The 26,913-nt window shown below is 60.5% G+C and carries 38 protein-coding genes and 2 tRNA genes; 13 read left to right on the forward strand and 27 right to left on the reverse strand.

Annotated elements, in window-relative coordinates; all coding sequences use genetic code 11:
- Nucleotides 1-95: 95 nt before the first annotated feature.
- Nucleotides 96-668, reverse strand: a complete 573-nt coding sequence (locus tag GKIL_RS12820; protein WP_023174065.1) for a hypothetical protein — start codon at nucleotides 666-668, stop codon at nucleotides 96-98.
- Nucleotides 669-1,000: 332 nt separating this feature from the next.
- Between GKIL_RS12820 and GKIL_RS12825 the strand changes: the two genes are divergently transcribed.
- Nucleotides 1,001-1,714: an SDR family NAD(P)-dependent oxidoreductase gene (locus tag GKIL_RS12825; RefSeq protein ID WP_023174066.1), complete on the forward strand. Its 714-nt coding sequence runs from the start codon at nucleotides 1,001-1,003 to the stop codon at nucleotides 1,712-1,714.
- 8 nt (nucleotides 1,715-1,722) lie between these two features.
- Here GKIL_RS12825 and rplO read toward each other — a convergent pair whose 3' ends face one another.
- The 16 genes from rplO to GKIL_RS12905 all read right to left on the reverse strand — a co-directional run bounded on the left by rplO (nucleotide 1,723) and on the right by GKIL_RS12905 (nucleotide 9,617).
- Nucleotides 1,723-2,178 carry a 50S ribosomal protein L15 gene (rplO, locus tag GKIL_RS12830; protein WP_023174067.1) on the reverse strand — a complete coding sequence of 152 codons (456 nt, stop codon included), beginning with the start codon at nucleotides 2,176-2,178 and terminating at the stop codon, nucleotides 1,723-1,725.
- 2 nt (nucleotides 2,179-2,180) lie between these two features.
- Entirely contained in the window at nucleotides 2,181-2,834 is a 654-nt protein-coding gene (rpsE, locus tag GKIL_RS12835; protein WP_023174069.1) for a 30S ribosomal protein S5, read from the reverse strand.
- 17 nt (nucleotides 2,835-2,851) lie between these two features.
- Nucleotides 2,852-3,214: a 50S ribosomal protein L18 gene (gene rplR / locus GKIL_RS12840; RefSeq protein ID WP_023174070.1), complete on the reverse strand. Its 363-nt coding sequence runs from the start codon at nucleotides 3,212-3,214 to the stop codon at nucleotides 2,852-2,854.
- Nucleotides 3,215-3,219: 5 nt separating this feature from the next.
- The gene (rplF, locus tag GKIL_RS12845) at nucleotides 3,220-3,795 is read right to left on the reverse strand and encodes a 50S ribosomal protein L6 (RefSeq protein WP_023174072.1); all 576 of its coding nucleotides are present in this window, start codon (nucleotides 3,793-3,795) and stop codon (nucleotides 3,220-3,222) included.
- A gap of 10 nt (nucleotides 3,796-3,805) precedes the next feature.
- Complete coding sequence (rpsH, locus tag GKIL_RS24180) at nucleotides 3,806-4,180, reverse strand: 30S ribosomal protein S8 (protein ID WP_041244742.1); 375 nt, start codon at nucleotides 4,178-4,180, stop codon at nucleotides 3,806-3,808.
- A 36-nt stretch (nucleotides 4,181-4,216) separates the two neighbouring features.
- Nucleotides 4,217-4,423, reverse strand: a complete 207-nt coding sequence (locus tag GKIL_RS24185; RefSeq protein WP_023174074.1) for a type Z 30S ribosomal protein S14 — start codon at nucleotides 4,421-4,423, stop codon at nucleotides 4,217-4,219.
- A 1-nt stretch (nucleotide 4,424) separates the two neighbouring features.
- Nucleotides 4,425-4,973, reverse strand: coding sequence for a 50S ribosomal protein L5 (gene rplE / locus GKIL_RS24190; protein ID WP_023174075.1), 549 nt, complete (start codon nucleotides 4,971-4,973; stop codon nucleotides 4,425-4,427).
- 12 nt (nucleotides 4,974-4,985) lie between these two features.
- Nucleotides 4,986-5,336 carry a 50S ribosomal protein L24 gene (rplX, locus tag GKIL_RS24195; RefSeq protein ID WP_023174076.1) on the reverse strand — a complete coding sequence of 117 codons (351 nt, stop codon included), beginning with the start codon at nucleotides 5,334-5,336 and terminating at the stop codon, nucleotides 4,986-4,988.
- On the reverse strand, nucleotides 5,336-5,737 hold the full coding sequence (gene rplN, locus GKIL_RS12870) for a 50S ribosomal protein L14 (protein WP_023174077.1): 402 nt from the start codon (nucleotides 5,735-5,737) through the stop codon (nucleotides 5,336-5,338). The genes rplX and rplN overlap by 1 nt, the downstream gene beginning before the upstream one ends.
- On the reverse strand, nucleotides 5,734-5,985 hold the full coding sequence (rpsQ, locus tag GKIL_RS12875; RefSeq protein ID WP_023174078.1) for a 30S ribosomal protein S17: 252 nt from the start codon (nucleotides 5,983-5,985) through the stop codon (nucleotides 5,734-5,736). Before rpsQ ends, rplN begins: the two co-directional genes overlap by 4 nt.
- A gap of 1 nt (nucleotide 5,986) precedes the next feature.
- Nucleotides 5,987-6,199, reverse strand: coding sequence for a 50S ribosomal protein L29 (rpmC, locus tag GKIL_RS12880; RefSeq protein WP_023174079.1), 213 nt, complete (start codon nucleotides 6,197-6,199; stop codon nucleotides 5,987-5,989).
- Complete coding sequence (rplP, locus tag GKIL_RS24200; RefSeq protein ID WP_023174080.1) at nucleotides 6,180-6,632, reverse strand: 50S ribosomal protein L16; 453 nt, start codon at nucleotides 6,630-6,632, stop codon at nucleotides 6,180-6,182. The genes rpmC and rplP overlap by 20 nt, the downstream gene beginning before the upstream one ends.
- Nucleotides 6,633-6,650: 18 nt before the next feature.
- Nucleotides 6,651-7,385, reverse strand: coding sequence for a 30S ribosomal protein S3 (gene rpsC, locus GKIL_RS24205; protein WP_023174081.1), 735 nt, complete (start codon nucleotides 7,383-7,385; stop codon nucleotides 6,651-6,653).
- Nucleotides 7,386-7,387: 2 nt separating this feature from the next.
- Nucleotides 7,388-7,741, reverse strand: a complete 354-nt coding sequence (gene rplV, locus GKIL_RS12895; RefSeq protein WP_023174082.1) for a 50S ribosomal protein L22 — start codon at nucleotides 7,739-7,741, stop codon at nucleotides 7,388-7,390.
- Between the two features lie 199 nt (nucleotides 7,742-7,940).
- Nucleotides 7,941-9,200 (reverse strand): glutamate-5-semialdehyde dehydrogenase, encoded by a 1,260-nt coding sequence (locus GKIL_RS12900; RefSeq protein ID WP_023174083.1) that lies wholly within the window; start codon nucleotides 9,198-9,200, stop codon nucleotides 7,941-7,943.
- A 21-nt stretch (nucleotides 9,201-9,221) separates the two neighbouring features.
- A complete protein-coding gene (locus tag GKIL_RS12905; protein WP_023174084.1) occupies nucleotides 9,222-9,617 on the reverse strand; it encodes a hypothetical protein in 396 nt (131 codons plus the stop codon).
- A gap of 145 nt (nucleotides 9,618-9,762) precedes the next feature.
- Here GKIL_RS12905 and rpsL point away from each other — a divergent pair, with 145 nt between their 5' ends.
- The 5 genes from rpsL (at nucleotide 9,763) to rpsJ (ending at nucleotide 14,518) form a co-directional block, all read left to right on the forward strand.
- Nucleotides 9,763-10,170 carry a 30S ribosomal protein S12 gene (rpsL, locus tag GKIL_RS12910; protein ID WP_023174086.1) on the forward strand — a complete coding sequence of 136 codons (408 nt, stop codon included), beginning with the start codon at nucleotides 9,763-9,765 and terminating at the stop codon, nucleotides 10,168-10,170.
- 35 nt (nucleotides 10,171-10,205) lie between these two features.
- Complete coding sequence (gene rpsG, locus GKIL_RS12915) at nucleotides 10,206-10,676, forward strand: 30S ribosomal protein S7 (RefSeq protein ID WP_023174088.1); 471 nt, start codon at nucleotides 10,206-10,208, stop codon at nucleotides 10,674-10,676.
- Between the two features lie 88 nt (nucleotides 10,677-10,764).
- Nucleotides 10,765-12,888 (forward strand): elongation factor G, encoded by a 2,124-nt coding sequence (gene fusA / locus GKIL_RS12920; RefSeq protein ID WP_023174089.1) that lies wholly within the window; start codon nucleotides 10,765-10,767, stop codon nucleotides 12,886-12,888.
- An 18-nt stretch (nucleotides 12,889-12,906) separates the two neighbouring features.
- On the forward strand, nucleotides 12,907-14,136 hold the full coding sequence (tuf, locus tag GKIL_RS12925) for an elongation factor Tu (protein ID WP_023174090.1): 1,230 nt from the start codon (nucleotides 12,907-12,909) through the stop codon (nucleotides 14,134-14,136).
- Between the two features lie 67 nt (nucleotides 14,137-14,203).
- Nucleotides 14,204-14,518, forward strand: coding sequence for a 30S ribosomal protein S10 (gene rpsJ, locus GKIL_RS12930; RefSeq protein ID WP_023174092.1), 315 nt, complete (start codon nucleotides 14,204-14,206; stop codon nucleotides 14,516-14,518).
- On the opposite strand, the gene GKIL_RS12935 is transcribed toward rpsJ, so the two are convergent.
- From GKIL_RS12935 to GKIL_RS12945, 3 genes are read right to left on the reverse strand one after another with little or no spacing between them, the layout of a single operon-like run.
- A complete protein-coding gene (locus GKIL_RS12935; RefSeq protein WP_023174093.1) occupies nucleotides 14,508-15,731 on the reverse strand; it encodes a DUF1501 domain-containing protein in 1,224 nt (407 codons plus the stop codon). The two genes, rpsJ and GKIL_RS12935, sit on opposite strands and share 11 nt — an antisense overlap.
- Before the next feature lie 14 nt (nucleotides 15,732-15,745).
- Nucleotides 15,746-17,257, reverse strand: coding sequence for a DUF1800 domain-containing protein (locus tag GKIL_RS12940; protein ID WP_023174094.1), 1,512 nt, complete (start codon nucleotides 17,255-17,257; stop codon nucleotides 15,746-15,748).
- Between the two features lie 4 nt (nucleotides 17,258-17,261).
- Nucleotides 17,262-17,579 (reverse strand): hypothetical protein, encoded by a 318-nt coding sequence (locus GKIL_RS12945; protein ID WP_023174095.1) that lies wholly within the window; start codon nucleotides 17,577-17,579, stop codon nucleotides 17,262-17,264.
- Between the two features lie 185 nt (nucleotides 17,580-17,764).
- On the opposite strand from GKIL_RS12945, the gene GKIL_RS12950 reads away from it, so the two are divergent.
- Nucleotides 17,765-18,976 (forward strand): acetyltransferase domain-containing protein, encoded by a 1,212-nt coding sequence (locus GKIL_RS12950; protein ID WP_023174097.1) that lies wholly within the window; start codon nucleotides 17,765-17,767, stop codon nucleotides 18,974-18,976.
- A gap of 9 nt (nucleotides 18,977-18,985) precedes the next feature.
- On the opposite strand, the gene GKIL_RS12955 is transcribed toward GKIL_RS12950, so the two are convergent.
- Complete coding sequence (locus GKIL_RS12955) at nucleotides 18,986-19,645, reverse strand: Mo-dependent nitrogenase C-terminal domain-containing protein (RefSeq protein WP_023174098.1); 660 nt, start codon at nucleotides 19,643-19,645, stop codon at nucleotides 18,986-18,988.
- Between the two features lie 165 nt (nucleotides 19,646-19,810).
- Here GKIL_RS12955 and GKIL_RS12960 point away from each other — a divergent pair, with 165 nt between their 5' ends.
- A complete protein-coding gene (locus GKIL_RS12960; RefSeq protein WP_023174099.1) occupies nucleotides 19,811-20,665 on the forward strand; it encodes an alpha/beta fold hydrolase in 855 nt (284 codons plus the stop codon).
- 8 nt (nucleotides 20,666-20,673) lie between these two features.
- Here the strand turns inward: GKIL_RS12960 and GKIL_RS12965 are convergent.
- The 3 genes from GKIL_RS12965 to GKIL_RS12975 all read right to left on the reverse strand — a co-directional run bounded on the left by GKIL_RS12965 (nucleotide 20,674) and on the right by GKIL_RS12975 (nucleotide 21,556).
- A tRNA-Thr gene (locus GKIL_RS12965) sits at nucleotides 20,674-20,746 on the reverse strand.
- A 13-nt stretch (nucleotides 20,747-20,759) separates the two neighbouring features.
- Nucleotides 20,760-20,841, reverse strand: a tRNA-Tyr gene (locus tag GKIL_RS12970).
- Nucleotides 20,842-20,905: 64 nt separating this feature from the next.
- Nucleotides 20,906-21,556, reverse strand: a complete 651-nt coding sequence (locus GKIL_RS12975; RefSeq protein WP_023174100.1) for a DUF4272 domain-containing protein — start codon at nucleotides 21,554-21,556, stop codon at nucleotides 20,906-20,908.
- 73 nt (nucleotides 21,557-21,629) lie between these two features.
- Between GKIL_RS12975 and GKIL_RS12980 the strand changes: the two genes are divergently transcribed.
- Nucleotides 21,630-22,433 (forward strand): inositol monophosphatase family protein, encoded by an 804-nt coding sequence (locus GKIL_RS12980; RefSeq protein WP_023174101.1) that lies wholly within the window; start codon nucleotides 21,630-21,632, stop codon nucleotides 22,431-22,433.
- Here GKIL_RS12980 and GKIL_RS12985 read toward each other — a convergent pair.
- Nucleotides 22,417-22,980 carry a CGNR zinc finger domain-containing protein gene (locus GKIL_RS12985; protein WP_023174102.1) on the reverse strand — a complete coding sequence of 188 codons (564 nt, stop codon included), beginning with the start codon at nucleotides 22,978-22,980 and terminating at the stop codon, nucleotides 22,417-22,419. The genes GKIL_RS12980 and GKIL_RS12985 overlap by 17 nt on opposite strands.
- Nucleotides 22,981-23,110: 130 nt before the next feature.
- Here GKIL_RS12985 and GKIL_RS12990 point away from each other — a divergent pair, with 130 nt between their 5' ends.
- Nucleotides 23,111-23,503, forward strand: coding sequence for a GFA family protein (locus tag GKIL_RS12990; RefSeq protein WP_023174103.1), 393 nt, complete (start codon nucleotides 23,111-23,113; stop codon nucleotides 23,501-23,503).
- Between the two features lie 66 nt (nucleotides 23,504-23,569).
- On the forward strand, nucleotides 23,570-24,379 hold the full coding sequence (locus tag GKIL_RS12995) for a SirB1 family protein (protein WP_023174104.1): 810 nt from the start codon (nucleotides 23,570-23,572) through the stop codon (nucleotides 24,377-24,379).
- 5 nt (nucleotides 24,380-24,384) lie between these two features.
- Here the strand turns inward: GKIL_RS12995 and frr are convergent, their stop codons facing one another.
- Both frr and GKIL_RS13005 read right to left on the reverse strand, forming a co-directional pair.
- Nucleotides 24,385-24,906, reverse strand: coding sequence for a ribosome recycling factor (frr, locus tag GKIL_RS13000; protein ID WP_420841402.1), 522 nt, complete (start codon nucleotides 24,904-24,906; stop codon nucleotides 24,385-24,387).
- A 96-nt stretch (nucleotides 24,907-25,002) separates the two neighbouring features.
- A complete protein-coding gene (locus GKIL_RS13005) occupies nucleotides 25,003-25,638 on the reverse strand; it encodes a class I SAM-dependent methyltransferase (protein ID WP_023174107.1) in 636 nt (211 codons plus the stop codon).
- 502 nt (nucleotides 25,639-26,140) lie between these two features.
- Here GKIL_RS13005 and GKIL_RS13010 point away from each other — a divergent pair.
- Nucleotides 26,141-26,353, forward strand: a complete 213-nt coding sequence (locus GKIL_RS13010; RefSeq protein ID WP_023174108.1) for a ribbon-helix-helix protein, CopG family — start codon at nucleotides 26,141-26,143, stop codon at nucleotides 26,351-26,353.
- Nucleotides 26,353-26,835, forward strand: a complete 483-nt coding sequence (locus tag GKIL_RS24820; RefSeq protein ID WP_023174110.1) for a hypothetical protein — start codon at nucleotides 26,353-26,355, stop codon at nucleotides 26,833-26,835. The genes GKIL_RS13010 and GKIL_RS24820 overlap by 1 nt, the downstream gene beginning before the upstream one ends.
- Nucleotides 26,836-26,913 lie beyond the last annotated feature (78 nt).

Below are 26,913 nucleotides of genomic sequence, written 5' to 3' on the forward strand. Positions count from 1 at the left end.
AAATTCTCCGTCGTTTCCGCATGCCGATGGTACTAAGCACATAATTTTCTCTGTTTTCTTTTTTCTAGGATTATCTAATGGAAAATTCTGCCGTGCTACTTGGATTCTAGAATAATTTCTCTATAGTAATAGCCCTCTTCTTTTTCATTTCCAAGCGCGATATCTAGCATCACCTGAAGAGCCATCATTGAACCAGGGATGATGCTTTCAGAGTCAGAGCCTTTTAAACCAGGATCGATAGCAATTTCAAAGTTAATTATCCACCATTTCTCTATTTTGGAAAACAGACATACTAGCTTAACAAACTTTGATTCGTCCAAATTGTTTCCAGAATGAATAACATAATTAATGGCTCTATGTACTAACTCATTTCTGTATTTCCTTATGCAACGAAAATCCTCAAAGTCTTGATTGTCTATAGCTTCAAATTTTTTAAACCAAAGCATTGAAGCAGTCAACGCATTTTTTTCCTTGTCCAGCAATAGAACCTCACGTTTGTAGTCTTCCTTCGCTGAAATCGACAACTCTTTTCCGGAGCTAAAAATTTCTTTTGGCATTTCAACAACACGTTCTCTGAAAAATTCAAAAACTGTAATGAAAAGAGAAAGTGAGATTAGATTCCCTCTTAGCGTTTCGGGATGCAAAAACCTTTCCCAAGATGTAGGCATTTCTTGTCATCTATTAAGTGTAACCTTTCCTAAAATATATTCCGTTTCCCCAAAGTGCAAGAGGGAAAAGTGAGAGCGCAGGCACGACCGCATGCGCTTTCTGCTCGTTATAGACTGTACTTTTCGCAATCTCTTGCTCCCGCTTGCCCCGCAGTTGCTTTCAGCTTATTCTTAGACACTGGATACTCTCGTGAGGTAATTGCGGTCTGTATCGCTCCGTATTCGTCTGGCGTTGATGGTTTACGCCAGGCAGCGATGGGTATAGCAGGAGTGGACCGAAAATCGTACCGGTCGATGGACAATAGTACCGGCGATCCGTTGTGGAGGAAGCGATGCCGGGAGCAAAGAAGATTGCTGCCATTGTTGGAGCGGGTCCGGGGCTGGGAGCAGCCCTTGCTGGGCGTTTCGGGCGCGAGGGGTTTGCTCTTGCCTTGATTGCTCGCTCTACCGACACGCTCGCCCGGCTTGAGGAACCACTCGAGCGCTCAGGAGCAACAGTTCTCTCAGTAGCAGCCGATGCCAGCCAGCCAAAGAGCGTACAGAACGCTTTTGAGCAGATTCATGAAGGACTTGGCCCTCCGAGCGTCCTCATCTACAACGCCGGAGCCTACCAGGTAGGCGGAGTACTCGAACTTACAGCCGACCGGTTCGAGCAAGCCTGGAAGGTGAGTTGTTTCGGCGCTTTTCTAGCAGTTCAGCAGGTTTTACCGGCGATGCTCGAGGCCGGAGGGGGCACGATCTTGTTCACTGGGGCGACGGCCTCGCTGCGCGGTTCGGCCCGCTTTGCGGGTCTCGCCGTCGGTAAATTTGGCCTGCGGGCTCTAGCCCAATCGCTCGCCCGCGAGTTCGCCCCGCGTCAGATTCACGTCGCCCATATCGTGATCGATGGCGGCATCGATACGCCACAGGCGCGCGAACGGGCCCAGAACGATGCCCAGAGGCTTGCTCCGGAGGCAATTGCCGAGGTGTACTGGCAACTGCATACCCAGCCATCGAGCGCCTGGACCCATGAGCTGGATCTGCGGCCCGCCTCTGAGAAATTTTGAGAACGACTTTACTCGGAGACGGTGCAGGTACCGCCAGCCGCTTCGATCTTTTCGCGGGCGGAGGCAGTGAAGTAGGCAGCCGTCACGTTAAGGGCAACGCTCAGCTCGCCATCGCCCAGCACGCGCAACGGGCCACTCGTCGCCGTCAGCACCTTTGCTTCTACGAGTGAACCCAGATCGACCGTGCTGCCCGCCTCCAGGTCCGTTAGTTGTTTTAAGTTGATAATCGTGTAGGAACTCGGGTTGACCAGCGGGAAACCCTTGAGCTTGGGCAGCCGCATATAAAGCGGGATCTGGCCGCCCTCGAAGCCGGGGCGCACACCGCCGCCGGAGCGGCACTTCTGGCCGCGCATGCCCCGGCCACTCGTCTTACCCTGACCGCCGGAGTGGCCACGACCGACGCGCAACTTGGGACGACGAGCGCCAGCCTGGGGAACGGCGTCATTGAGGCGTAGAGGTTGCATGGTTATCTACTCCAGAGATTCGAGACGGGCACATCGCGCTCCTGGGCCACCTCGGAGAGGGTGCGCAGGCGGCTGAGGGCGTCGGCGGCGGCGCGGGCGTTGTTGAGGGGCGACTTGGAGCCGAGGGACTTGGCCAGAATATTTTTGATCCCCGCTAGCTCAAGTACCGTGCGCACTGCGCCACCGGCGATTACGCCCGTACCACCGGCGGCAGGCTTGAGGAAGACGTTGGCCGCACCGGAGGTACCGCTCATCGGGTGGGGAATCGAGTTGATCTTGTTGAGCGGAACGCGGATGAGAGCCTTGCGGGCATCGGAGACGCCCTTTTTGACCGCACCGATCACGTCGTTGGCCTTGCCCACACCGACGCCGACCCGGCCATTGCCGTCGCCGACGACGATCACCGCCCGGAAGCTGAGTTTTTTGCCGCCCTTGACGACCTTGGTGACGCGGCGAATCTGGACGACGCGCTCTTGAAATTCGCTTTCGGCCTGTACCCGCTCGGCGCGCTCGGCGTTGCGACCACCCCGGCCCCGGCGGCCCCGGCGTTCGCCGCCGCTACCACCGTCGCGCTCGCTATCTTCGACGGGTTGTTCGGGACTGGGACCGCCCTGGCCGCGCCCCCGTCCTCTGCCTCTTGGTTGCTGTGGTGGCATTGCGCTCTCCTGAATGCTTAAAATTCGAGACCGGCTTCGCGGGCAGCCTCGGCCACCGCTTTGACCCGTCCATGATAAAGTTTGCCGCCGCGATCGAAGATCACAGAGGTGATCCCCTTCTCTTTGGCCCGCTCGGCCACCAGCCGACCGACCGCCGAAGCCGCTTCGATGGTTGCGGTACCGTCTTCGCTCGTGCGCAGGACGCTTTCGAGGGTCGAGGCCGCTACCAGCGTGTGCTGGTTGACATCGTCGATCACCTGGGCATAGATGTGCCGGTTGGAGCGATAGACGGCCAGACGGGGCTGCTCGCTCGTTCCCGCCAACTTGCGGCGAATTCGCTGATGGCGGCGCTGGGTGGCGCTCTTGCGGTCAACTTTCATGGTGGTTACTTCTTGCCGGACTTACCGGCCTTGAGAGAAACTTTTTCGGCAGCGTAGCGGATACCTTTGCCCTTGTACGGTTCCGGGGGCCGGATAGCGCGAATCGAGGCGGCCAGATCGCCCACTGCCTGCTTGTCGATGCCTTTGATCACAAAGTTAAAGCCCTGCTGGTTGCGGGTACCGGCAATTGCTGCCGCCTTTTGATCGACTTCGACATCGATGCCCGGCGGTAGCTCGACCTCGACCGGGTGGCTAAAACCAGCGCTGATCGTCAATTTGCGGCCCGTAAGGGCGACGCGGTAGCCGACCCCGGCAATCTGCATCGGCTTAGTAAAGCCGGTGGTGACGCCCGTCACCATGTTGGCCACCAGGGTGCGGCCTAAGCCATGCTGTTCGCGCGCCCGGCGGCTGTCGCCCCGACGGTTGACCAGGATTTGACCGTTCTCGCGCACGACGGCGAGAGTCTCGGGGAGAGTGCGCTCCAGCGTTCCCTTTGGGCCTTTGACCGTAACGTGCTGGCCGTCCACGTTCACTTCGACCCTGGGCGGAATTGCAATCGGTTGTTTGCCAATCCGTGACATGGTGCGCTCCTTACGAGACGTAGCAGAGAACTTCGCCGCCCACCCCGACGCGGCGGGCATCGCGGTCGGTCATCACGCCCTGGGAAGTCGAGATAATCGCAATCCCGATCCCCCCCAAAACGCGGGGCAGTTCTTTGCGGTTGGCGTAGACCCTCAGCCCTGGCCGCGAGACGCGCTTGAGGCGGGTGATGATGGGCCGGCGCTGGCGACCGGCGTACTTGAGGGTGAGCAAGAGCTGGCGATCTTTGCCTTCGCCTTGATCTTGCAGATCGGCGATAAAGCCTTCGGCCTTGAGCACCTCCGCCACCGAGCGGGTCATGCGCGTCGAGGGCACCGCCACCACGTCGTGCTTGACGAGGCTGGCGTTGCGGATGCGGGTGAGCATATCAGCAAGGGTATCGTTTACCACGGCTCTGCCCTCCTACCAGCTCGCTTTGACGACGCCGGGCAAAAGACCCTGGTGGGCCATCTCCCGAAAACAGATGCGGCACAGGCCAAAGTCGCGCAGGTAGCCGCGAGGCCGTCCGCACCGCCAGCAGCGATTGTGCAGCTTGGTAGCGGAGAGCTTGCCCTTTTCGACCAGTTTCTGGCGCTTCTTTTCGCGCTCAATCATCGATACTTTTGCCATTTTATTGTTTCCTGAAGGGCATCCCGAGAGCAGCGAGCAGAGCCCGGCCCTCCTCGTCGGACTGGGCGGTGGTGCAGATGGTGATATCCATGCCGCGAATCTTGTCGATCGAGTCGTACTCGATCTCGGGGAAGATGAGCTGCTCGCGCAGGCCGAGGGTATAGTTGCCCCGACCGTCAAAAGCCTTAGGGCTGACGCCGCGAAAGTCGCGGATGCGCGGCAGGGCCACCGAGACAAGTCGGTCGAGAAATTCGTACATGCGCTGAGAGCGCAGCGTCACGGTCATGCCCACCGGCACCCCGGCTCTGAGCTTGAAGCCTGCGATCGCTTTTTTAGCGCGGGTGATCACGGGCTTTTGGCCGGTGATCCGGGCAATCTCAGCGAGCGAAGAATCGAGCGCCTTGGCGTTCTGGGCGGCCTCGCCCAGACCACGGTTGACGACGATTTTTGAGATCTTGGGCACCTGCATCAAGTTGGAGTAGTTGAACTGCTCCTGCAGGCGGGGAACGACCTCCCGGTTGTACTTCTCCTTTAAGCGGACGGTGGCCATCTTTTAGCGATCCTACTTATCGATGATTTCGCCGGTTTTTTTGAGCACGCGCACTTTGTTACCGGCTTCGGTGATCTGGATGCCGACCCGGCTGGCTTGCTTTTTCTTTTCGGAGTAAAGCATTACCTTACAACTCGGGATCGGCGCTTCGCGGCGGACAATCTCGCCCGCCTGTTCGCCCTGGGGTTTGACGTGCTTGGTCTGGACGTTGACGCCCTCGACAACGACCTTGCCCTCGCTCGGGAGCACCGTCGTCACCTTGCCGACTTTGCCCTTGTCTTTGCCCGCGATTACCTGGACGGTGTCGCCTTTTTTGACGTGGAGCTTGTGGCGCGTCTTGCCGCTGCCGTTGTTGGTCGCCATCAGAGCACCTCCGGAGCGAGGGAAATGATCTTGGTGAAGTTGCGCTCGCGCAACTCGCGGGCGACAGGCCCAAAGACGCGGGTGCCGCGCGGGTTGCCGTTTTTGTCGATGATCACCGCTGCGTTGTCGTCGAAGCGGATCGTCATGCCGTTTTCGCGGCGAATCGACTGGCGGGTGCGGACGACGACGGCGCGGACGACCTCGGATTTTTTGACGCCCATGTTGGGGGAGGCTTCTTTGACGACGGCGACGATCACATCGCCCACATGGGCGTAGCGGCGGTTACCGCCGCCCTGGGTGAGCCCTTTGGCACCGACGGTCGAACCGAGGACGCGGATACACAGAAGCTCTCGCGCTCCGGTATTATCGGCCACGCTCAGCCGGGTCTGTTGCTGAATCATGGGTTGCGGGCCTCATTGAGAATGTCTGTAACCACCCAGCGCTTGGTCTTGCTGATCGGGGGCGATTCGAGAATGCGCACCCGATCGCCCGTCTTGCAGCGATTTTCTTCGTCGTGGGCTTTGAACTTGCGGGTGCGGACGACGATTTTTTTGTACTTGGGATGGGGTACGCGGTTTTCGACGGCGACGACCACCGTCTTTTGCATCGCGTCGCTGACCACCAGTCCGACTTTTTCTTTGCGCGGCATCTTACTTCTCCTGGGTAGCGGCGAGGCGCTGCCCTTCAAGCAGCATCAACTGGGCGAGCTTGTGCTTGGCGTGGCGGACCAGATGGGGTTTCTCCAGCTGGCGCGTCGCCTTCTGCATCCGCAACTCGAACAGTTCCTTTTTAGTGGTCAGGATCTGCTCGGCAATCTCCTCGGTGCTGAGGTCGCGCAGTTCTTCAAACTTCGGTAGAGCCATCGCTCGGTTCCTCGACGGGTGCAGTTTCGCTCTTGACGATAAAACGGGTCTTGATGGGCAGCTTGGCGGCAGCGAGGCGCATCGCCTCGCGGGCAATCTCCTCGGCCACGCCATCGATCTCAAAGAGAATGCGGCCAGGCTTGACCACGCAGACCCAGAATTCTGGTGCGCCCTTGCCGGAGCCCATGCGGGTTTCAGCGGCGCGCTGGGTGACGGGCTTATCTGGGAAGACGCGAATGAAGATCTTGCCACCGCGACGGATATAGCGGGTCATCGCTCGCCGGGCCGCCTCGATCTGGCGGGAGGTCATCCAGGTCGGCTCCAGCGCCTGCAGCGCAAAGCTGCCGAACTCGATCTCGTTGCCGCGCACAGCGGTGCCGTTCATCCGACCGCGCTGCTGTTTGCGGAATTTGGTGCGTTTGGGCATCAACATGGTGCGACTCCCTGGCCTCTACTCTTCGGTGCGTTCTTCGTACTGGATCTTTTTGCGGCGCTGCGGGCGCTGGTCAGGCTTGGGTGCCTGCACCGTCTCCTCGGGGGCGGCAGTGGTGCTGCCGGGCAGGATCTCGCCCCGGAAGATCCAGACTTTGACACCCAGGGTGCCGTAGGTCGTCTGGGCGATGCGGTAGGCGTAGTCGATGTCGGCGCGCAGGGTGTGCAGGGGGATGCGGCCCTCGCGGGTCCACTCGGAGCGGGCAATTTCTGCGCCGTTGAGCCGTCCGGAGACCGCTACTTTGATGCCCTGCACTCCGGCGCGCTGGGCGCGCTGGATCGCCTGACGCACGGCCCGCCTGAAGGCGACGCGGCGCTCAAGCTGGCCTGCAATGTATTCGGCTAGAAGCCCCGCCTCGGCATCGACCCGCTGGACATCGGCGACGTTGATCCGGATCTGGCGGCGGCCCAGCAACTTCTCAAGGCTCGCCCGCAACTCGTCGATGCCGGAGCCGCCCCGGCCCACGACCACCCCCGGTCTGGCGGTGCGAATGGTGATCTCGACTTGATCGGCCTTGCGCTCGATGTCGATCTCAGCGATGCCGCTGCTGGCAAGTTTTTTTTCGATGTACTTGCGAATTTTGTGATCTTCGCTCAGAAGGGCAGGGTATTCGCCCGCCTTGGCGAACCAGCGGGAGCGGTGATCGCGGATGATGCCCAGCCGCAGGCCGACCGGATGTACTTTCTGTCCCATGATTACTCCTCGGCCTCGCTGGTGGAACGGACGGCGACGGTGATGTGGCTGGTGCGCTTGCGCACCGGACGGGCGCGGCCACGGTCACCGGCGCGAAAGCGCTTGAGAACCGGACCGCCATCGGCGAAGGCCGTGCTCACCACCAGATCGCGCCGGTCAAGACTGAAGTTGTGCTCGGCGTTGGCCACTGCCGACTGCAGCACCTTCTTGATGGGCTCGGTGGCGGCATGGGGCATAAATTCGAGGATGATCAGCGCGTCTTGATAGGAGCGCCCCCGGATCTGATCGAGGATGCGGCGCACCTTGAAGGGCGACATGCGAATAAAACGGGCGACCGCTTTGACTTCGTCGGCCATAGTTGGATGTACCTGTCTGGTCTGAGGCAAAACGAGCACTCCGCCACCGGCACAGCGATGCCGGCACACAGAGGTTCGATCGGCAACGAGAAGATCGGCTCAAGGGACTTGGGAAGCTGGACCGCCCAGTATCCGCGCCGCTACTCGTAAGGCAACAGCTACCCACTATAGGACAATTTTGAACCGACGTCCAGAGCGATCAAGAGCGGATCTGGCCTGTGCCGCTCACGATGTACTTGCTCGTCGTCAGCTCAGATAGCCCAACTGGGCCACGGGCGTGCAGTTTCTGGGTGGAGATGCCAATTTCGGCTCCAAAGCCAAATTCACCGCCGTCGGTAAAGCGCGTCGAGGCGTTGATGTAGACCGCTGCCGCGTCGATGGCCTGGACAAATCTGTGCGCCTCCTCGTAGTTGGCGGTGACGATCGCCTCGGAGTGGCGGCTGCCGTAGCGGTTGATCCAGTCGATCGCCTCGCGGGTCGAATCGACGACCCGGACAGCGATGATCTTATCGAGGTACTCTTTGCCCCAATCGTCGTCGGTGGCGGGCTTGAGCTGGGGGTCGAAGGTGACGGTGCGCGGACAGCCGCGCACCTCGACGCCACTCTCGGCCAGATCCGCCAGGATCGGCTCCAGATGCGTCACGACCACATCGCGATGGACCAGAAGTTTCTCAGCGGCGTTGCAGACGGAGGGGCGCTGAACTTTGGCGTTGAGGACGATGCGCCGCGCCATCTCCAGCGGAGCGCTTGCTGCAAGATAGATATGGCAATTGCCAATGCCCGTCTCAAGTACTGGCACGGTGGCGCTTTTGACGACAAAGTCGATGAGCGACTGGCCGCCTCTGGGGATGACCAGGGCCAGATACGGGTGCAGGCGAATCAGCACATCGACGACGGCGCGATCGCCGGGCAGTTGCTCGATGCTGTGCTCGGGAATGCCGTTTTCGTAGGCGGCCTGCTGGAGCACGAGGCTGATCGCCTGGTTGGAGTGCTCCGCCTCCTTGCCGCCTTTGAGCAGTACGCTGTTGCCCGATTTGAGGCAGAGGCCCACCGCGTCGCAGGTGACGTTGGGCCGCGCCTCGTAGATGATGCCGATCACCCCGAGCGGCACCCGCACCCGCTTGATCTCCATGCCGTCCGGGTGCTGCCAACCGCTCACAATCTCGCCTACCGGATCTTTGAGGGCAGCGATCTGTTCTAGAGATTGGGCCATCCCCTCCAGGCGCTGGGGAGTGAGCTTGAGCCGGTCGAGCAGCGATTCAGAAAGGCCCATCTGGCGGCCCAGTTCGAGATCCGCCGTATTCGCTTCCAAAATTTCGCTCTGGGAAGTGCGCAGGGCCTTTGCCATCGCCCGCAGCGCCCTGTCCTTGGTCGCTGTCGTCAATTGCCCCAGAAGCTGCGCTGCCCGCTGCGCCCCAAGGGCCGTCGTCTTCAGTGTGTCGTAGAGAGAAGATTCCACCTGAGTGTACCGAGAGAACACTTAGAACCGGTTGCGGCGGGCCAGCCAGAAGACCACCAGGCTCAGCGACAGGACCGCCGTCAGCAACGCGAGCATTCCAAGACCAGGGCGCGGCTGCAATAAAAGTGGCAGCCAGACTGGCGGAATCAGCGCGAGCGCTACCAGTAAAAACGGAAAATAATTGTCCGCGAGCGAACGGTTCTGGTCGCGCCAGCCGCCGCCGGTCCACTGCCAGGCTTTCTTGTAAGGGTAACTGGTCGAAAGCTGTTCGAGCACCAGGCCGTCTGTGGACAGCCCAAAAATCTGGCTGCAACGGTCACAGCCGAACGCTTCGGTAAGGACGATCGCCTGCAACCGCCCCCTTTTGCAGCGCGGACAGGGATACTCCAGCTGGAGATCAATTTTTTCCGGTTTCACGGGCGCAGACCCAGAACCAATGCTCCGAGTACCGCAATCTTAGGCCACCGGTCGGGGGGTGGCAAGGGCAAGGGAAGGACTGACACTGTTGACGAAGGGCCGTCCGGCTAGCTATATTAATTCTTCGTTGACTTTAACGGAAATCATGCCCACTATTGCCCAGCTCATTCGCCATGAGCGCGGGATTGCCCAGCGCAAAACCAAGTCGCCGGCGCTCCGGGCCTGCCCTCAGCGTCGCGGTGTCTGCACGCGCGTTTACACCACGACCCCCAAAAAGCCCAACTCAGCGCTCAGAAAGGTGGCCCGTGTACGCCTCACCAGCGGCTTTGAGGTGACGGCCTATATTCCGGGCGTCGGTCACAACCTGCAGGAGCACTCGGTCGTGATGATTCGCGGCGGTCGCGTCAAAGATTTGCCCGGTGTGCGCTACCACATCATTCGCGGCACCCTCGACACCGCCGGGGTCAAAAACCGGATGCAGAGTCGCTCCAAGTACGGAGCCAAGCGACCCAAGCCCGGCCAGGCCGCTGCCACCACAGGCAAAAAGCGTTAATTTTTCAAGCCCATCGCACCCATCAATAGAGACCTATGTCCCGTCGTACCCGCGCCATCCTGCGTCCTGTCGCCGCCGACCCGCTCTACGCGTCGCGTCTGGTGACGATGATGACCAACAAGCTCATGCAAGCCGGCAAAAAGGCAACCGCCGAGCGCATTCTCTATGCTTCCCTCGAGCGCATCAAAGAACGCACCGGGCGCGAGCCGCTCGATGTTTTCAACCAGGCTGTACTCAACTGCACGCCCCGCATCGAGGTCAAGGCCCGCCGCGTCGGTGGTGCAACCTATCAGGTGCCGATGGAGGTGCGCCAGGAGCGGGGCACGTCGCTGGCACTGCGCTGGCTGGTCCAGTTCGCCCGCAAGCGCTCAGGTAAGAGCATGGTCGAAAAGCTTTCCAACGAACTGTTGGATGCCTCAAACGATACCGGCTCCGCTGTCCGCAAGCGCGAAGAAACGCATCGCATGGCGGAGGCCAACAAAGCCTTTGCCCACTACCGCTACTAGAGCGCTGGCGCTGCGCTGATCGTTAGGACAATTGGGCTAGGATTGTTACAGAACTTTTTAAACTCGCATTCAAGGCGAGGAGGTAACCGTGGCACGCAACATTCCCCTGGAGCGGGTACGCAACATCGGCATCGCGGCCCACATCGATGCTGGTAAGACTACCACGACCGAGCGGATTTTGTTCTACTCCGGGGTGATTCACAAGATCGGTGAGGTGCACGAGGGCAACACCGTCACCGACTGGATGGCCCAGGAGCGCGAGCGGGGCATTACGATCACAGCCGCTGCGATCAGTACGCAGTGGACGCGCCGCGATCCGGATAACCCGACCCAGCCGTCGCCCGGTGCCCTCGAGCACAAGATCAACATCATCGACACCCCCGGCCACGTGGACTTCACGATCGAAGTCGAACGCTCGATGCGGGTGCTCGACGGTGTAATCACCGTGCTCTGCTCGGTCGGTGGCGTGCAGCCGCAGACCGAGACCGTCTGGCGGCAGGCCAACCGCTACAACGTGCCGCGCTTTATCTTTGTCAACAAGATGGACCGCACCGGTGCCAACTTCTACAAGGTTTACAACCAGGTGCGCGACAGGCTCAGAGCCAACGCCGTGCCGATCCAGCTACCGATCGGCGCAGAAGATCAATTGCGGGGCATCGTCGATCTGGTGCGCATGAAAGCCTACGTCTACGGCAACGACATCGGCACCGACATTCGGGTCGAAGAGATCCCGGCGGACATGGTTGAACTTGCCCAGGAGTATCGTGCCAAGCTCATCGAAGCGGTTTCTGAGACCGACGACGCGCTGCTTGAAAAGTATTTCAGCGGCGAGGAGTTGAGCGAGGCTGAGATCAAGGCGGCCCTGCGCAAGGGAACGATCGCCAACACGATCGTGCCGATGCTCTGCGGTTCCGCTTTCAAAAACAAGGGCGTGCAACTGATGCTCGACGCGGTGATCGACTATCTGCCTGCACCGATCGACATTGCGGCGGTCAAGGGCCAACTGCCCAACGGCACCGAAGTCGAGCGCCACGCCGACGACAGTGAGCCGCTCTCGGCCCTTGCCTTCAAGATCATGGCCGACCCCTACGGGCGGCTGACCTTTGTGCGCGTCTACTCGGGCGTGCTCCAGAAGGGCAGCTACGCCTACAACGCGAGCAAGGGCAAAAAAGAGCGCATCTCGCGGCTCATCGTGCTTAAAGCCGACGATCGCATCGAGGTGGACGAGTTGCGCGCAGGCGATCTGGGGGCCGTGGTCGGCCTCAAGGACACCTTCACGGGCGACACCCTCTGTCCAGAAGATTCGCCGGTGGTGCTCGAATCGCTGTTTATTCCGGAGCCGGTGATCTCGGTGGCGATCGAGCCCAAGACCAAGGCCGACCTCGACAAGCTCTCCAAGGCGCTGCAGTCGCTCTCCGAAGAAGACCCGACCTTCCGGGTCCACGTCGATCAGGAGACCAACCAGACGATCATCGCCGGTATGGGCGAGTTGCACCTTGAGATTCTCGTAGACCGGATGCTGCGCGAATTCAAAGTCGAAGCCAATGTCGGTGCGCCCCAGGTGGCTTATCGCGAGACAATCCGCCGTGCGGTCAACAACGTCGAGGGTCTCTACAAGCGTCAGACGGGTGGCAAGGGCCAGTTTGGCCATGTCGTGATCAACCTCGAGCCGGGCGAGCCGGGAACGGGCTTCGAGTTCGTCTCCAAGATTGTCGGCGGTGTGGTGCCCAAGGAGTACATCGGCCCAGCCGAGCAGGGGATGAAGGAGCGCGCCGAATCGGGCGTGATCGCGGGCTATCCGCTCATCGACTTCAAGGTGACCATGGTTGACGGCTCCTACCACGAAGTCGATTCTTCGGAGATGGCCTTCAAGATCGCCGGTTCGCTGGCGCTTCGAGAGGCGGCTGTCAAGGCCAACCCGGTCCTGCTAGAACCGATGATGAAGGTGGAGGTAGAGGTGCCCAGCGACTTCCTCGGCGATGTCATGGGCGATCTCAACTCCCGGCGCGGCCAGATCGAGGCGATGGACACCGAGGCGGGCCTCTCAAAGGTCACAGCCAAGGTACCGCTGGCGGAGATGTTTGGCTATGCGACCGACATTCGCTCCAAAACGCAGGGTCGTGGCACCTTCTCGATGGAGTTCAGCCATTACGACGAAGTGCCGCGCAATGTCGCCGAGACGATCATCGCAAAGAACAAAGGGAACGCTTAATTAGAGGAAAGGTAACTCATGGCTCGCGCTAAGTTTGAACGGACCAAACCGCACGTCAACATCGGCACCATCGGTCACGTCGATCACGGCAAGACGACGTTGACGGCGGCGATCACGATGACGCTGGCCGCCCTCGGCCGCGCCAAGGCCAAAAAGTACGACGAGATCGATCAGGCTCCCGAAGAGAAGGCTCGCGGTATTACGATCAACACCGCCCACGTCGAGTACGAGACGGAGAACCGTCACTACGCCCACGTGGATTGTCCGGGCCACGCCGACTATGTCAAGAACATGATCACCGGGGCGGCCCAGATGGACGGCGCTATCCTCGTGGTCTCTGCCGCCGATGGCCCGATGCCCCAGACCCGCGAGCACATCCTGCTTGCCCGTCAGGTCGGTGTGCCCAACATCGTCGTCTTCTTAAACAAAAAAGATCAGCTCGACGACCCGGAGCTGTTGGAACTGGTCGAACTGGAAGTGCGCGAATTGCTCGCCAAGTACGACTTTCCGGGCGACGACATTCCGATCGTGGCAGGCTCGGCCCTGATGGCGCTCAACAAGATGACCTCCGAACCTAAGACCACCCGTGGCAGCGACGAGTGGGTCGATTGCATCTACTCGCTGATGGATGCGGTCGATTCTTACATCCCGACGCCGGAGCGGGCGGTCGATAAGCCCTTCTTGATGGCAGTAGAAGACGTCTTCTCGATCACCGGTCGTGGCACCGTCGCCACCGGTCGGATCGAGCGCGGCAAGGTCAAAGTCGGTGAGACGATCGAACTGGTCGGCATTCGCGAGACCCGCTCGACTACGGTCACGGGCCTTGAGATGTTCCAGAAGTCGCTCGACGAAGGCATGGCAGGCGACAACGTCGGCGTGCTGTTGCGCGGTATCAAAAAGGACGATGTCGAGCGCGGCATGGTGCTCGCCAAGCCCGGCTCGATCACCCCGCACACCAAGTTCGAGGGTGAAGTCTACATCCTCAGCAAAGAAGAAGGTGGCCGTCACACCCCCTTCTTCGCCGGTTACCGCCCGCAGTTCTACGTGCGCACCACCGACGTCACCGGTACCATCGTCACCTTCACCGACGACGAGGGCAAATCCGCCGAGATGGTCATGCCGGGCGACCGGATCAAGATGACGGTTGAACTCATCAACCCCATCGCCATCGAGGACGGGATGCGCTTTGCCATCCGCGAGGGGGGCCGCACCGTGGGTGCAGGCGTCGTCTCCAAGATCCTGAAGTAGAGTAGATGCACCCGCAAAGGGTGGGGTGGCAACCACCCCACCCTTTGCTCTGAGGACAACTTAAGTCATGGCGCTCACCCAACAAAAAATTCGTATCCGCCTGCAGGCTTTCGACCACGGCTTGCTCGACCAGTCCTGCACCAAGATCGTCGATACGGCCAACCGCACCAACGCTGCCGCTGTCGGTCCCATCCCCATGCCGACGCGCATCCGCCGCTACTGCGTGCTGCGCTCGCCCCACGTCGATAAAGATTCGCGCGAACACTTCGAGACCCGCACCCACCGCCGGATCATCGATATCTACCAGCCTTCCGCCAAGACGATCGACGCGCTGATGCGCCTCGATCTCCCTGCCGGCGTCGATATCGAAGTCAAACTTTAATCAGTCCAGGCAGTGCATTGGCCGGGGTGTACCCCGGCAGAACTTTTGCAAGCTGGGGGCGTTCCAGGTGCAGGTGCTGTTGCAACACGGCGGCAACCACCTCGCGAAAATCGGTCGTCACCGCCAGATCGCGCCCCTCAAAAAGCCTGCTTTCTTCTAAGCCGGGCCACTGACCGTATACTTTTGCACCCCGCACCGCTCCGCCCATCAGCCAGAGCGCATTGCCGTGGCCATGGTCGGTGCCGCCGTTGCCGTTCTCGCGCACGGTGCGGCCAAATTCTGAAACGACCAAAATAACCGTGCGCTCGTAGAGGGGACCGAGTTTTTGGGCCAGAACCGCCAGACCCTGAGCCAGAGGCGGCAATTGTTTTTCCAGTTGCCTTGCCTGGTTGACGTGGGTGTCCCAGCCGCCGAGGGCAAGAAAGGCCAGTTGCACGTCCGGGTTGTGTGCCATCAGACCGGCGAGCCGACTTGCGTCGCCGACAAAACCGGCGCTGCTGGCTGGCGCACCGTTGTCGGCCATCGCCGTTTCGTCTGGGTTGCCAGTGCTTTCGAGGAGTTCGCGGCGGGCGGAACGCCCTTCTTGATAGGTGCGGCTGAGCGCATCGCTGCCGCTGTAGAGAGCGTCGAAGGCGCTACCTACCCCCGGTCGGTCGAGGGGCAGGCGGCGGGTAGCCCTGCGCCCGGTAGCGAGGCTCGCCACCGGCATCCGCCCGGTGAGAATGCGCGGCACCGTCTCGCCAAAATTGACCGCCTGCACCGGACTGCCGCTCATCGGTAAAACAGCGAGCAGACGGTTGAGCCAGCCGTCGGGGGTAGTCTTGATGCCCGGTGTGCCGCTTTCGAGGTAATCCTGGGCGTCGAAGTGGGAGCGGCCTGGATCGGGAGAACCGCAGGCGTGAACGAAAGCAAGACTGCCGGCCTGCCAGAGCGGCACCAGCGGTGCAAGAGCCGGATGCAGGCCGAAGGAGCCGTCGAGGTCAAGCACGCCCCCGGCCTGGTTCGGACCGGGTAGAGCGAGGCGGGGCCGGGCGCGGTAGTAGGCCGATTCTGCGTGGGGGACGACGACACTCAGACCATCGACCGCGCCGCGCAAGAAGACGACCACCAGCCGCCGGTCCCGCTGCAAGGACGCTCCCTGGACGCGCACTGCCCAGCCACTGCCCAGAAGCAGGGTGCCAAGACCGGCCTGAACGACTTCGCGCCTGCGCATCGTACATTTTCCTCTCAGTACGCCATCATCTCGGGGCTGCCCAAAAGCAAGGCAGAGCGCAGCGGCTCGGGATTTTTAGCGAGCGCTGCGCGGGTTTTTGCTGAAAAGCGTCCGCCCAGCGTCTCGATCAGCGCCTCCGTCGCCGTCGTCTCGCCTCCGGGCCGGGTGCCTGCAAGCTGGCCATTCGCGAGGCTGGCAGCAAAGCTCAAGCGCCGGGTCATCCCGTCCGGGTTGAGCCAGCTCTCGCGGGTATTCTTGTAGCCGTCCGGGGTCTGGCAGCCGTAGAGGGGCATCCCCAACTGCTGCAGCGGCGCAAACAGCGCAAGCGGGTTGGCCGGTTCGATGCCTGTCGCCCGCACCGCCGAGAGGACGTAGCGATAGGGCGTCTTGAATTTGCTCGCGAAGTTGCGGCTGTCCCAAAATTCGGGGCTGTGAAAGAGGGCGTCGAGCACAGCGCGGATGTCGCCGTCGCTCGCCCTGAAGCGCTCCGCCAGCCGCTCGACGAGTCCTGCCGGAGGATTGTCGGCCACAAAGTACTGGGCCAGCTGAAAGCTGATGTGGCGGGCTGTGGCCGGGTGACGGGAAAGCAGATCGAGAGCCTGCAATCCCTCGTCCATTCCTGATTCGCGGATCGTCTGGCCCAGCAAAATTTTGTCTCCCGGTGCGTGGCGGCGCGCATCGAAACAAAAGCCTGTCAGCGGCTGATCGCGGCGCGGGCGGCATAGTCCCCAACCTGTAAAGATGCGGGCCAGTTCGGTGACATCCTGCTGACTGTAGCCGCCGTCCACCCCGAGGGTATGCAGTTCGAGCAACTCGCGGGCGTAGTTCTCGTTGAGGCCGGTGAAGCGGCCCCGCGCTCCCGGTGTGGCCGGACCGGTGTTGAGCCAGTTGTCGAGGTAAAAAAGCATCGCCGGGTGGGCAGCGGTGGCGGCGAGCAGATCGCGGAAGCGGCCCAGCGCGTAGGGGCGGATCGCCTCCTGCTCGTAAGCACCCACCCACAGGCGGGTAAGACCCTTGCCCGCGTAGACGTTGAAGTGGTTGAACCAGAAGTCGGTCATCACTTCCTGCAACTGCCGGGGACTGGAGAGCGCCTGCATCAGCCTCGCTGTAGCTGCCTGCTCGACCACCAGCCGCAGGTTTTGCCGGTAGTCCTGCCTTTGCTGTTCGTCGAGCTGGGGGGCCGCTCCTGCCGCCTGGAAGCGCCGATTCGCCCCATTGGGTCTGGGGCCAAAGGCGCGGGCCAGCTCGACCGGCGCGAGCTTTAGCGTGTCGAGGGCCGCCAGCCGGGCATTCAGTGCCGGGGGCTCCGCTATCTGCTCCGGATGGAGCTGCTGCTGAATGTAGCGCTCGATGCCCAGACGGGTCGCCTGCTCGATGTCCCCCGGCGCTGGACCGAAGCTCAGGCGGTTCAGCAGATGGACGATCTTGGGATCGGCGGGGGCACTGGCGGCAAAGGCTGACGGCACCAGTGCCAGACTGACAAGCACAACGGGAGCCCAGCGGCGCAGACCGAGGGGAGCGGCCATTTACTTAACGGCGGAAGAACGTGCGGCGCGGACCGCTGTAATAAGTCCGGTTCGGGCCGTCGAAGAAAGTACGGCGCGGGCCGTTGTAGTAGGTGCGGTTCGGGCCATTAAAGTAGTTGCGGCGCGGACCGTTGTAGTAATCGACGTTCGGACCGTTGAAGTAGGTACGGTTCGGGCCGCTGTAGTAGGTGCGGTTTGGACCATCGAAGTAGGTGCGGTTCGGACCGTTGTAGTAGGTAGCATCGGGCACCTGGGCCTGGGCAGCCGTCGCCCCGACGAGCAGGGCCAGTCCGGCCAGCGCGAGGGAGATTTTGCTTTTCATCGCAGTTTATTCGTAACGCTTACTGAACGTTTGGACGCTGCTGTGGTTTGCCCAGGTTCAGTCAGGATATATCTTTGCGCAAAAGCGCAACTGGCCTGCAGCGGTCCACTTTCGAGATCTCACAAAAACTGGGCGAACCTGCAAGGACCGTTGCGCTACGATGCCGGAAGTGTCGCAGCTCAGGCATGGATCAGGTCTTTACCCAACAGGCTCCTGGTGCCCAACCGCCCACCGTTCGGCCCCGGCTGGCTTCGATCGACTATCTGCGCGGCATCGTCATGGTCGTCATGGCCCTCGATCACACCCGCGATTATTTCTCGAACGCCAGAGCGGACCTGATGAATACGGCGACGCTCTTGAGCCAGGGGGATGCAGCTTTGTTTCTCACCCGCTGGATCACCCATTTTTGCGCGCCGGTGTTCGTCTTTTTAGCCGGCACGAGCGCCTACCTGGCCTGCAAGCGAGGAAAGACGCGAGCCCAGACAGCCGCTTTTCTGGCGACGCGGGGAGTGTGGCTCGTCGTGCTCGAACTGACGCTCGTACACTTTGGCTGGGAGTTCGACTTTGACTTTCACTTTGAAGTGCTCCAGGTGATCTGGGCGATCGGCTGCTCGATGATCGTCCTGGCGGGGCTCGTCTTCCTGCCGCTCTGGGCAATCGCCGCCTTTGGTCTGGCGCTTATCTGCGGCCACAACCTCTTCGATGCGGTGCGTCCCGAGAGCCTCGGCCCCTGGGGCGGGCTGTGGACAGTTCTCCATCGCCCCGGCTTGATCCAGCCTGTGCCGGGGGTGCGCGCCTTCGTCGCCTATCCGCTCGTGCCCTGGATTGGGGTGATGGCGACAGGCTACGTCTTTGGCCAGGTGATGCTGCTGGAGAATGCCCTGCGCCGCCGCTGGCTGCTCGTCCTGGGTAGCGCCCTTACTGCCGCCTTCGTCGTGCTGCGGGCAACCAACCTCTACGGCGATCCCCACCCCTGGACGCTTCAAAAAGACTGGCTGTGGACGATTTTCTCGTTTCTTAACTGCGAGAAATATCCGCCCTCGCTACTGTACCTGTTGATGACCCTCGGGCCAGCCCTGCTGCTTTTGGCTCTGCTCGAAAAAGAAACCAGCCCCGTAAGCCGCGTCTTCGTTCTTTTTGGCCGGGTGCCGCTTTTTTATTACCTGCTGCACCTGCCCCTCATCCACGGCCTCTCGCTCGCGGTTGCCGTCGCCCGCTACGGGCCGCGCGCCCTGAGCTTCGGCGAGCAGGGCAACAGTGTCCCAACCGACGCCGGTTTTGCTTTGCCTGTCGTCTATTTGATCTGGCTTGGGATCGTCCTTTTGCTCTTTCCGCTCTGCGCCTGGTTTGCCGACATCAAGCGCCGACGGCGCGACCCCTGGCTCAGTTATCTGTAAGGGAAAGTTTTAGCAGAACCGCGACACGTCCTCGTGACAGTCGTCCGCCAGATAAGAGAGCGCCCGGAAGCGCAGACCCACCAGTTGTTCGTACAGCGGGTTGATCTTGCACATCGCCGGGATGTGAACGACTTTGCCGGTGGGCAGTTTGATGTCGCGCTCGAAGGGACACTGGGCTGGGATCAGCTGACACAGAAAGCGGGCAACTGACGGGTTGTGGATCTGCATTCCCTCCAGCCACTGGCGCATCGGCTGGAGGGCGTCGAAGTGGCCCTCGCCAGCGATCTGGTCGGCAGCTCCGTGCGGATCGAGGACGGAGCGCAGGCTTTCGAGCGCCTCGACTTTCTGGCCGAGGGCTGCGCAGTAGTGCATCAGGAGCTGGTGTTCCGGTTCAGAATAATCGCCGTCAGCGATCGCTACCATCACGGCGGTGCGCAAAAAATTTTCCGCTAGAATCGGTTGCTGTCCCAGCGCGGCGGCCAGTTGCGCCGGCAATAGCGGCTCAAAGGCATCCAGCAACAGGTGCGGAAGGTCTTCTTGTTCGACGATCGACTGGATGCAGGCGCGCTCGGTGTCGTCGAAGTGCCCATCCGCCCAGGCAACGGTAATCAACCCTGCAAGCCAGGCAGTGACCTGTTCTCGGGTGCAGGTGGTAGAAACAGCGCTCATTGGACGATCTCTACTCCTGTTTGGAACGCTCCGGTGTCTTTTGTCTCTATTGTCGGCGATGCGGTAGCGCGCCGGTAAAGAACTGTCCTACAGTGATCCTACCGAACGCCGGAGTCGGGCTCGATCCGCCTCCAAGCATAGTTTTAGGAACGAATCGCCCGCCTTATGCCAATTGACGAACTGACGATCAGCGCCGGACCGGGGCAGTGGTCCTACCTGCAGGTAGGATCCACCAGCTCCAGCAAGCCTCCCGTTCTGCTCCTGCACGGCCTGCCCTCCTACAGCTACGGCTGGCGGGATCTGCTGCCCTTTCTGGCAGAAGCCGGTTTTCAGGCGCTGGCGATCGACTGGATTGGCTTTGGCAAGAGCGACAAGCCCGAAAAAAAAGCATTCGCCTACACGCCGGTTGCTTTTCTCGGAGCGCTGACGGCGCTGGTCGCTGCTTTGAAGTGGCAGCGATTTTCGCTGGTGGTCCAGGGATTTTTAGGTTCGGTGGGCATCCAGTACGCCCAGCGCCATCCCGAGCAGATCGAGCGGCTGGCGATCTTGAACGCGCCGGTCGCCACCGGGGCCAGGTTGCCCTGGAACCTCAAACAACTCGGTCTGCCGCTGGTGGGCGAGATGCTCACCCAAAACCCGCTCTCGGTGGACCAGACCCTCGAAGGGGGCGGCTACTGGGCAATCCCCAACGGCGATCTGGGCATGTTTCGCCGTCCCTATAGCCTGAGCGGCGACGCTGGCCGCTCACTGATGCTCACCGTGCGCAACCTGCAACTGGAAGCAGCGCTCAGCGAAATCGAAGCGGGCTTTGCGCCCTGGCGCAGTCCGGAGACACCGCCCTTTCCGGTCGGTCTGATCTGGGGAATGCGCGACCGCTATCTTAAAGACGCCCTGATCCAGAGCTTCAGGGCCAGCCATCCGCAGATCGGCTTTTATCCGATCCAAGAAGCCGGTCACTATCCCCTCGAACAGGAACCCGAAGCCGTATCGAAGGCGGTTGTCCGCTTTTTAAGCGAATAATCTGCCAAAGCTGTTGACGGGACTTGAACCCGTGACCTCACCCTTACCAAGGGTGTGCTCTACCGACTGAGCTACAACAGCGTTTTTGCAGATCTGGGCCGGGTTGGATTTGAACCAACGTAGGCAGAGCCAACGGATTTACAGTCCGTCCCCATTAACCACTCGGGCACCGACCCAGAAGGGCTTTTTTAGATTAACACGGGGCTTTGGGGGTTGTCCCCCTACCGGCGGTCAGCCAGATCAAAGCTCCGTCGAGATGTCGTCCCACTCCTGGTCGTGGCGGCGGGTGAGCCAGTTGAAGGTGTAGTGGCGCTCGTAGACGATGCTGGTGTCGAGCCCGGCGGGCGGCTCATAGCCGCGCAGTCGGGCGTCGAGGGCGGCCCAGTGGTAGCGGTAGGTGAGATCGGCCTGATCGAGGATGTCGCTCAGCGGACGGAGCAGGGCAAAATCGACGAACGGATCGACTGAGACCGAAGTGATGAGCCCGACGATGGCGGCGATGTCGCAGATCGCCCTGGGCAGGGCCAGCTCCTCGACGTAGCCCAGCGCCCAGAGCAGCACCCACAGACTCTCGTAGCGCCAGATAAACTGCAGTACATCCTGCTCGGCTGGTTCCGGGTCGAGTAAAAAAATCTGCTCCTCGCGGGTCGCCGCTCCCCAGAGACGGCGTTCTTCTAAAAAGCGAATTGCCGCCTCTTGCTCCAATCCCTCGGCGCGGGCGGCGACGCCAAAAAGCACCAGTGAGCGCTCCGCCACCGCCGAAGCTGGCTGGAGGCGGACAGTGCGCTCGTCCGGCAACACCGGCAGGACCGGGTTGACGGGGATGCCGGACGAGCGCAGGAAAGTCTCGGAGCGGAGCTTGCGGAACTGACCGGGCGAGAAGGTAATCATCTGAGCGCATAGGCGGGCTGTACCTTCTTGAATCTGTCCTGGTAGCCTGAAGCTGATCAACTGAAGAGGGCGAATGGAGCGGTTTTTAGATATTGCCTGTGCGGCAGCGCGGGCGGCGGGATCGGTGCTCGTAGATTACCGCGACAGCCTCGCGACCATCGACGAGAAGACGCCGGGAAACCTTGTCACCGACGCCGACCGGGCAGCGGAGGCGGTGATCCTCGCCACCCTCAAGCGCCACTACCCCGATCACGGCATCCTGGCCGAGGAGTCGGGCCTCGCCGGGATGGAGCACAGTCCCTTTCTCTGGGCGGTCGATCCGCTCGACGGCACCACCAACTTTGCCCACCGCTATCCGGTATTCGCCGTCTCCGTGGGTTTGTTGATCGATGGCACGCCCGTGGTCGGGGCCATCTTCGATCCGGTCGCGGATGAACTTTTTGCCGCTGCCCGTGGAGTGGGAGCCTTCTGCAACGGTCGGCCCCTCACCGTTTCGACGATCGCGACACTCGATCGCAGCCTGCTTGCCACCGGCTTTGCCTACGACCGCCGCGAGACAAACGACAACAACTACGCCGAATTTTGCCAGTTCACCCACCTCAGCCAGGGGGTGCGCCGGGGGGGTGCCGCCGCCCTCGATCTGGCCTACGTTGCCGCTGGCCGCTTCGACGGCTTCTGGGAGCGGGGGCTGTCGCCCTGGGACATGGCCGCCGGGGTGGTACTGGTGCAGGAGGCGGGCGGAACGGTGAGCGCCTACGACGGCAGTCCCTTCGACCTGCGCTCTGGGCGAATCCTGGCGAGCAACGGCCACCTGCACCGGGCGATGAGCGAACAACTCGGGCGGGTGCAGCCGCTGCCGATTACTTTTCCGCTCTAGACGCGGCCTGGCGCTTACGAAATCGACGCACCTTCAGGAGATTGCCGCAGGTGCTGTCCTCGCACCAGCGCCGGGTGCAGCCTTTGCTCCGATCGTAGAAGACCCACCGACAGTCGTGGTTCTCACAGACTTTCAATCGCCTGAAGCGCTGTGGATCGACCAGCACCTCGGCGAAGGACAGAGCGATCTCCGAGAGCACCCACTGCCAGTCACGCACCACCGGCAGCAGTTCGAGCCGGTACCCTCCGCCCTGCTCTCCCAGGTGATAGCGGAGCGGCACCGGCAACAGCAGCGCGTTGAACGCCTTGACCTGCTCAGCTGAAAGAGGCGCGTCCGCTGCCCGCTGCATCACCATTGCCCGCAGAAGCGATCGCAGAGCAATCAAGCCGGCGCGCTCCTCCTCGCCAGGAGATGGGTCCGTCTCTAGATTCCAGCGCTTGAGAAACGCCGGCAACCAGTAGCGATCGTTCATCCGGTCGGTGGTAAGGCCACTGCCGCGATAGTCGTGCTCTTCGCTGTTGAGCAATTCGAGACAGGCACTTTTCAAGCTGAGTAACTTGCAAAATCAGTTTGATCGTTACAAGATCGTGGGGCAACCTTGTAACCCCTAGACTCTACCAGAAGAGTTACTAGAAAAGTTACCAGTTTGAGAGTATGCTCCTTCTGGAGGTTTGTGAATGGAAGCACCATTGACGGGTGGCTGTTTGTGCGGTGCGGTGCGCTACGCCGTCCACAGTCCGCTCACGACCGTCACCAACTGCCACTGCGGCCAGTGCCGCCGCTTCAGCGGCCACTTCGGCGCTTATACCGGTACCGATCGCGACGGGGTGGAGTTGCTCGAAAGTTCAGGTTTGAAGTGGTATGCCTCGTCGGAGATTGCGGAGCGGGGCTTCTGTGGCGTGTGTGGCTCCAGTTTGTTCTGGCGGGCCAGGACGGGCAATTCGATCGCCATCCTCCCCGGTACCCTCGATGGACCGACGGGCCTCAGGACGGTCGCCCATATCTATACAGCTTTTGCAGGCGATTACTATCAGATCGACGACGACCTGCGCAAGCTGGAGACAGAATAGTTCCCTACCCCTCATCTGTCAAATCGACCTTTGACCAGTTGCTCTCCCCCATGCCACGCTGAGGTCATGAACCTCCCGCCCGCCCGTCAACGGTTTTACGAAATTTTGCAGCAGCCGGAATCGCAGATCGATCTGGCCGAGGCTGCTCTTTACATTGCTCAGGAGGCCCGTCCGGACCTCGATGTCGAGGAGTACCTCAACGCCCTCCAGACGATGGCCGAGGAGGTGCGCGAGCGGGTACAGGACGAGCGCTATCCCCTGCGCATCCTCCAGGGCATCAACCGCTACCTCTACGAGGATCTGGGTTTTTGTGGCGACGAGCAGAACTACTACGATCCGCAGAACAGCTTTTTAGATGCGGTGATCGATCGGCGCACCGGTATTCCGATCACCCTGGCGCTGGTCTACCTCGAGATCGCCCGCCGCATCGGCTTTGGGATGGTGGGCGTCAACATGCCTGGCCACTTTCTTATCCGCCCCGACCGGCAGGATATGGAGATCTATGTCGATGCCTTTCACCGGGGAGAGATTCTTTTTAACGAGGACTGCGAGGAGCGCCAGCGCCAGATCTACGGCTTCGTCGTTCTGCTCCCCGTGCAGTTTCAGCCCATCGGTGCCCGCCAGTTTCTCGCCCGGATGCTCACCAACCTCAAATTTGCCTACTGGCGGCGCAGCGCCTGGCAGGAAGCGCTTGCAGCAGTCGAGCGCCTGCTTTTGCTGTTTCCGAATACGCCCGTCGAGTGGCGCGACCGGGGCATTCTCTACTACCGCCTGGGACGCACCGGCGAAGCGCGGCACGATCTGGAAAATTATCTCAAAGTCGCTTCGATCGAGGAGGCTGCCCGAATTCGGGCCTTGCTCGACGAGCTGGAGTGAGATGATCAGACCGTCGTTACTTCTTTTTCTTTTGCTTCGAGCAACTTCTCGATCTGCTGGATCGATTTGTCGGTGAGCTTCTGCACTTCATCCTGGAGGCGGCGCGACTCGTCTTCGGAGATTTTGGCGTCCTTTTCTTCGCGGCGCACTTCTTCGATCGCTTCGCGGCGGATGTTGCGCACCGCCACCCGGCCTTCCTCCGCCAGGCGAGCGAGCACCTTGACCAGTTCCTTGCGCCGCTCGGCGGTGAGGGGCGGAATGTTGAGCCGGATCGCCTTGCCGTCGTTGCTCGGCGGCAAACTCAGATCCGATTCGAGGATCGCCTTTTCGATGAGCCGGATCGAGCTGGGATCGTAGGGCTGGATGAGCACCGTCGAGGCGTCGGGGGTTGTGATCGTCGCCAGGGTCTTGAGGGGTGTCGGGCTGCCGTAGTACTCGACGGTGATCCGATCGAGCAGGGCAGTGGAGGCGCGACCGGTGCGGACCGTAGCGAAGTTGTGCGAAGTCGCCTCGATCGCCTTGCGCATCTTTTGATCGGTCTCGGACGTTTTCACAGGAACACCTCCTTTGAGTACCCACCAGCCATTCATCTTAGAACTCGGAGCAAGTCCGCTGCCACAGGCTCAACCAGCCTTGCGGGCGGTCACGCAGAAGAACGGATCGCTCTGGGGCAAGAACCAGGCGCTCAGGCCACGGGCGGCGTGGACGTGGGTTTCGATCTGCTCAAAGCCCCCGGCCCCGAGCAGGTACTGCTGCACCAGATCGAGCCGCTCCTCGTCGCTGCGCTCCTTCCAGCGGTCTACCGCCTTGGTCGGAAACATGCGATTAGAGAAGCTGACAATTGCGACGCCCCCCGGCTTGAGGACGCGGCGCACTTCTTGAAACACGCGCACCGCATCGACCAGATACTGCACCGAGACCGTGTTGAGCACGCCGTCGAAGCTATCGTCCACGAGTGGCAGCACCGGATCGGCGTTGAGATTCTGGACAAAAAATTCGTCAAGGCGCGGGTTGGCGGCCAGTTCCACCGCATTCATGCCGTGGCCCACTACCTTCGCAGTCTTGAGATCCTCCGGCAGGTGGGAGACCCAGCTGCTCATCAAGTCAAGCAGCACGGCGTTCTGGGGCAGATAGCGCCGGAAGATGGCCTGCAACTGCAGGATGAACCCCATGTCGATGTGCTGAACCAGACGCGGATCGCGGTAAAAAAGACTGTCGTCGGTCTCGTCGTCGCGGCGGGCTTTTGGAAAACTGACCATAAACCGGCTTGATACACAACTTCACATCTATCGTGCCTGATCGCTCCGATTCTGGCATCCCGCTGCGACTTAACCCATAAAACTGCCGTTGCGGCAGCTTTATGCTTCCAAATTGACATGGCGAAGCTATGCTTCCAGAGTTGACAGTATTCTGCGTGGCTTGCCCTGGTCGCCGATGGCCGTGGTCGCTGCTGCATCTCGTTGATAGTCGAGGTCCGGTTTTTTCTTGTCATCGAGCGCCACCGGTCAATAATTGTCACGGCCTGGCCCTTTGACTTGACTTTCAACACTGTAGAACGGAAGCAGTACGAAATACGTAAGAAATACTGTAAATTGAGGCATATCTGGTTTACAATTTAAGTAAAGCACCCTGGCCCTGTAATCTGTTTGCGCAGGTTGTACGTGCAGGTTGCTTGGGAAATGAAGTGTGTTGCAGGGAGTTGCTGTGCCGAAGCTCTCTCTGCGAGGTCTTCTTGTCCTTGGCTTTATGAGGAAACGTCCCATGGCAGAGAAGAAAAAGCTTACAGTGAATTTGTCTGATGATGCCCTTGCAGACTTGGAGCAAATTGCAAAAGCGCAAGGTATCACTTTGACTGAAGCTATCCGCAAAGCTCTTGCTACTGAAGGGTACCTTCTCAGAGAGACGAAGTTAGGTCGTAAGATTCTTGTGCAAGATCCTTCTACCAAAGAGATCCGCGAGCTCGTCTTTAGATAATGCAAGAGCCTGAAGGACAGGCCGATTTCAGTTCCGATGCATCTGGAGGAGATTCTCCAGGTGCATCGTCCTATCAAAATACAACTCAGTCTCAGCGGGCTTCATCGCCTTCTCAAGGTGCGTCGCAGCCTCAGAAAGGAGCACTTGAACCAAGCGGCGGAACTTCTGACAATAGCCAATCCAGTGTCGGTTCAATAATTATCAGTAATTCGGGTACTGGAGATATTACTTCTATCCCATACCAGAGTATTTCTTCTGAACCCTTCGATATTCAACAGTCGCAAGAAAAAACTCGAAGCACAATCGCAATCTGGCTTCTTGTGTTGCTCACCTCATCTATCATTTGCTCATTCGCATATGCAATCTTTGGTGATCTATCTAAGGGAGGGGTGAAAGAGTTTTTAACACTTCTCCTGTCATCTCAATTCACATTGGTGGGAACCGCTCTAGGCTTTTATTTCGGCACGAAGCCTCGTTCTTGAGCCATGCCTACCCTCTCTTTGTGGGTGAACGGCAGATTTATGCTTCCGGTGGTGACGAATTTATGGGTCAAGTCACAC

It is taken from the genome of Gloeobacter kilaueensis JS1 (assembly GCF_000484535.1).
In the GTDB taxonomy this organism is placed as follows: Bacteria; Cyanobacteriota; Cyanobacteriia; order Gloeobacterales; family Gloeobacteraceae; genus Gloeobacter; species Gloeobacter kilaueensis.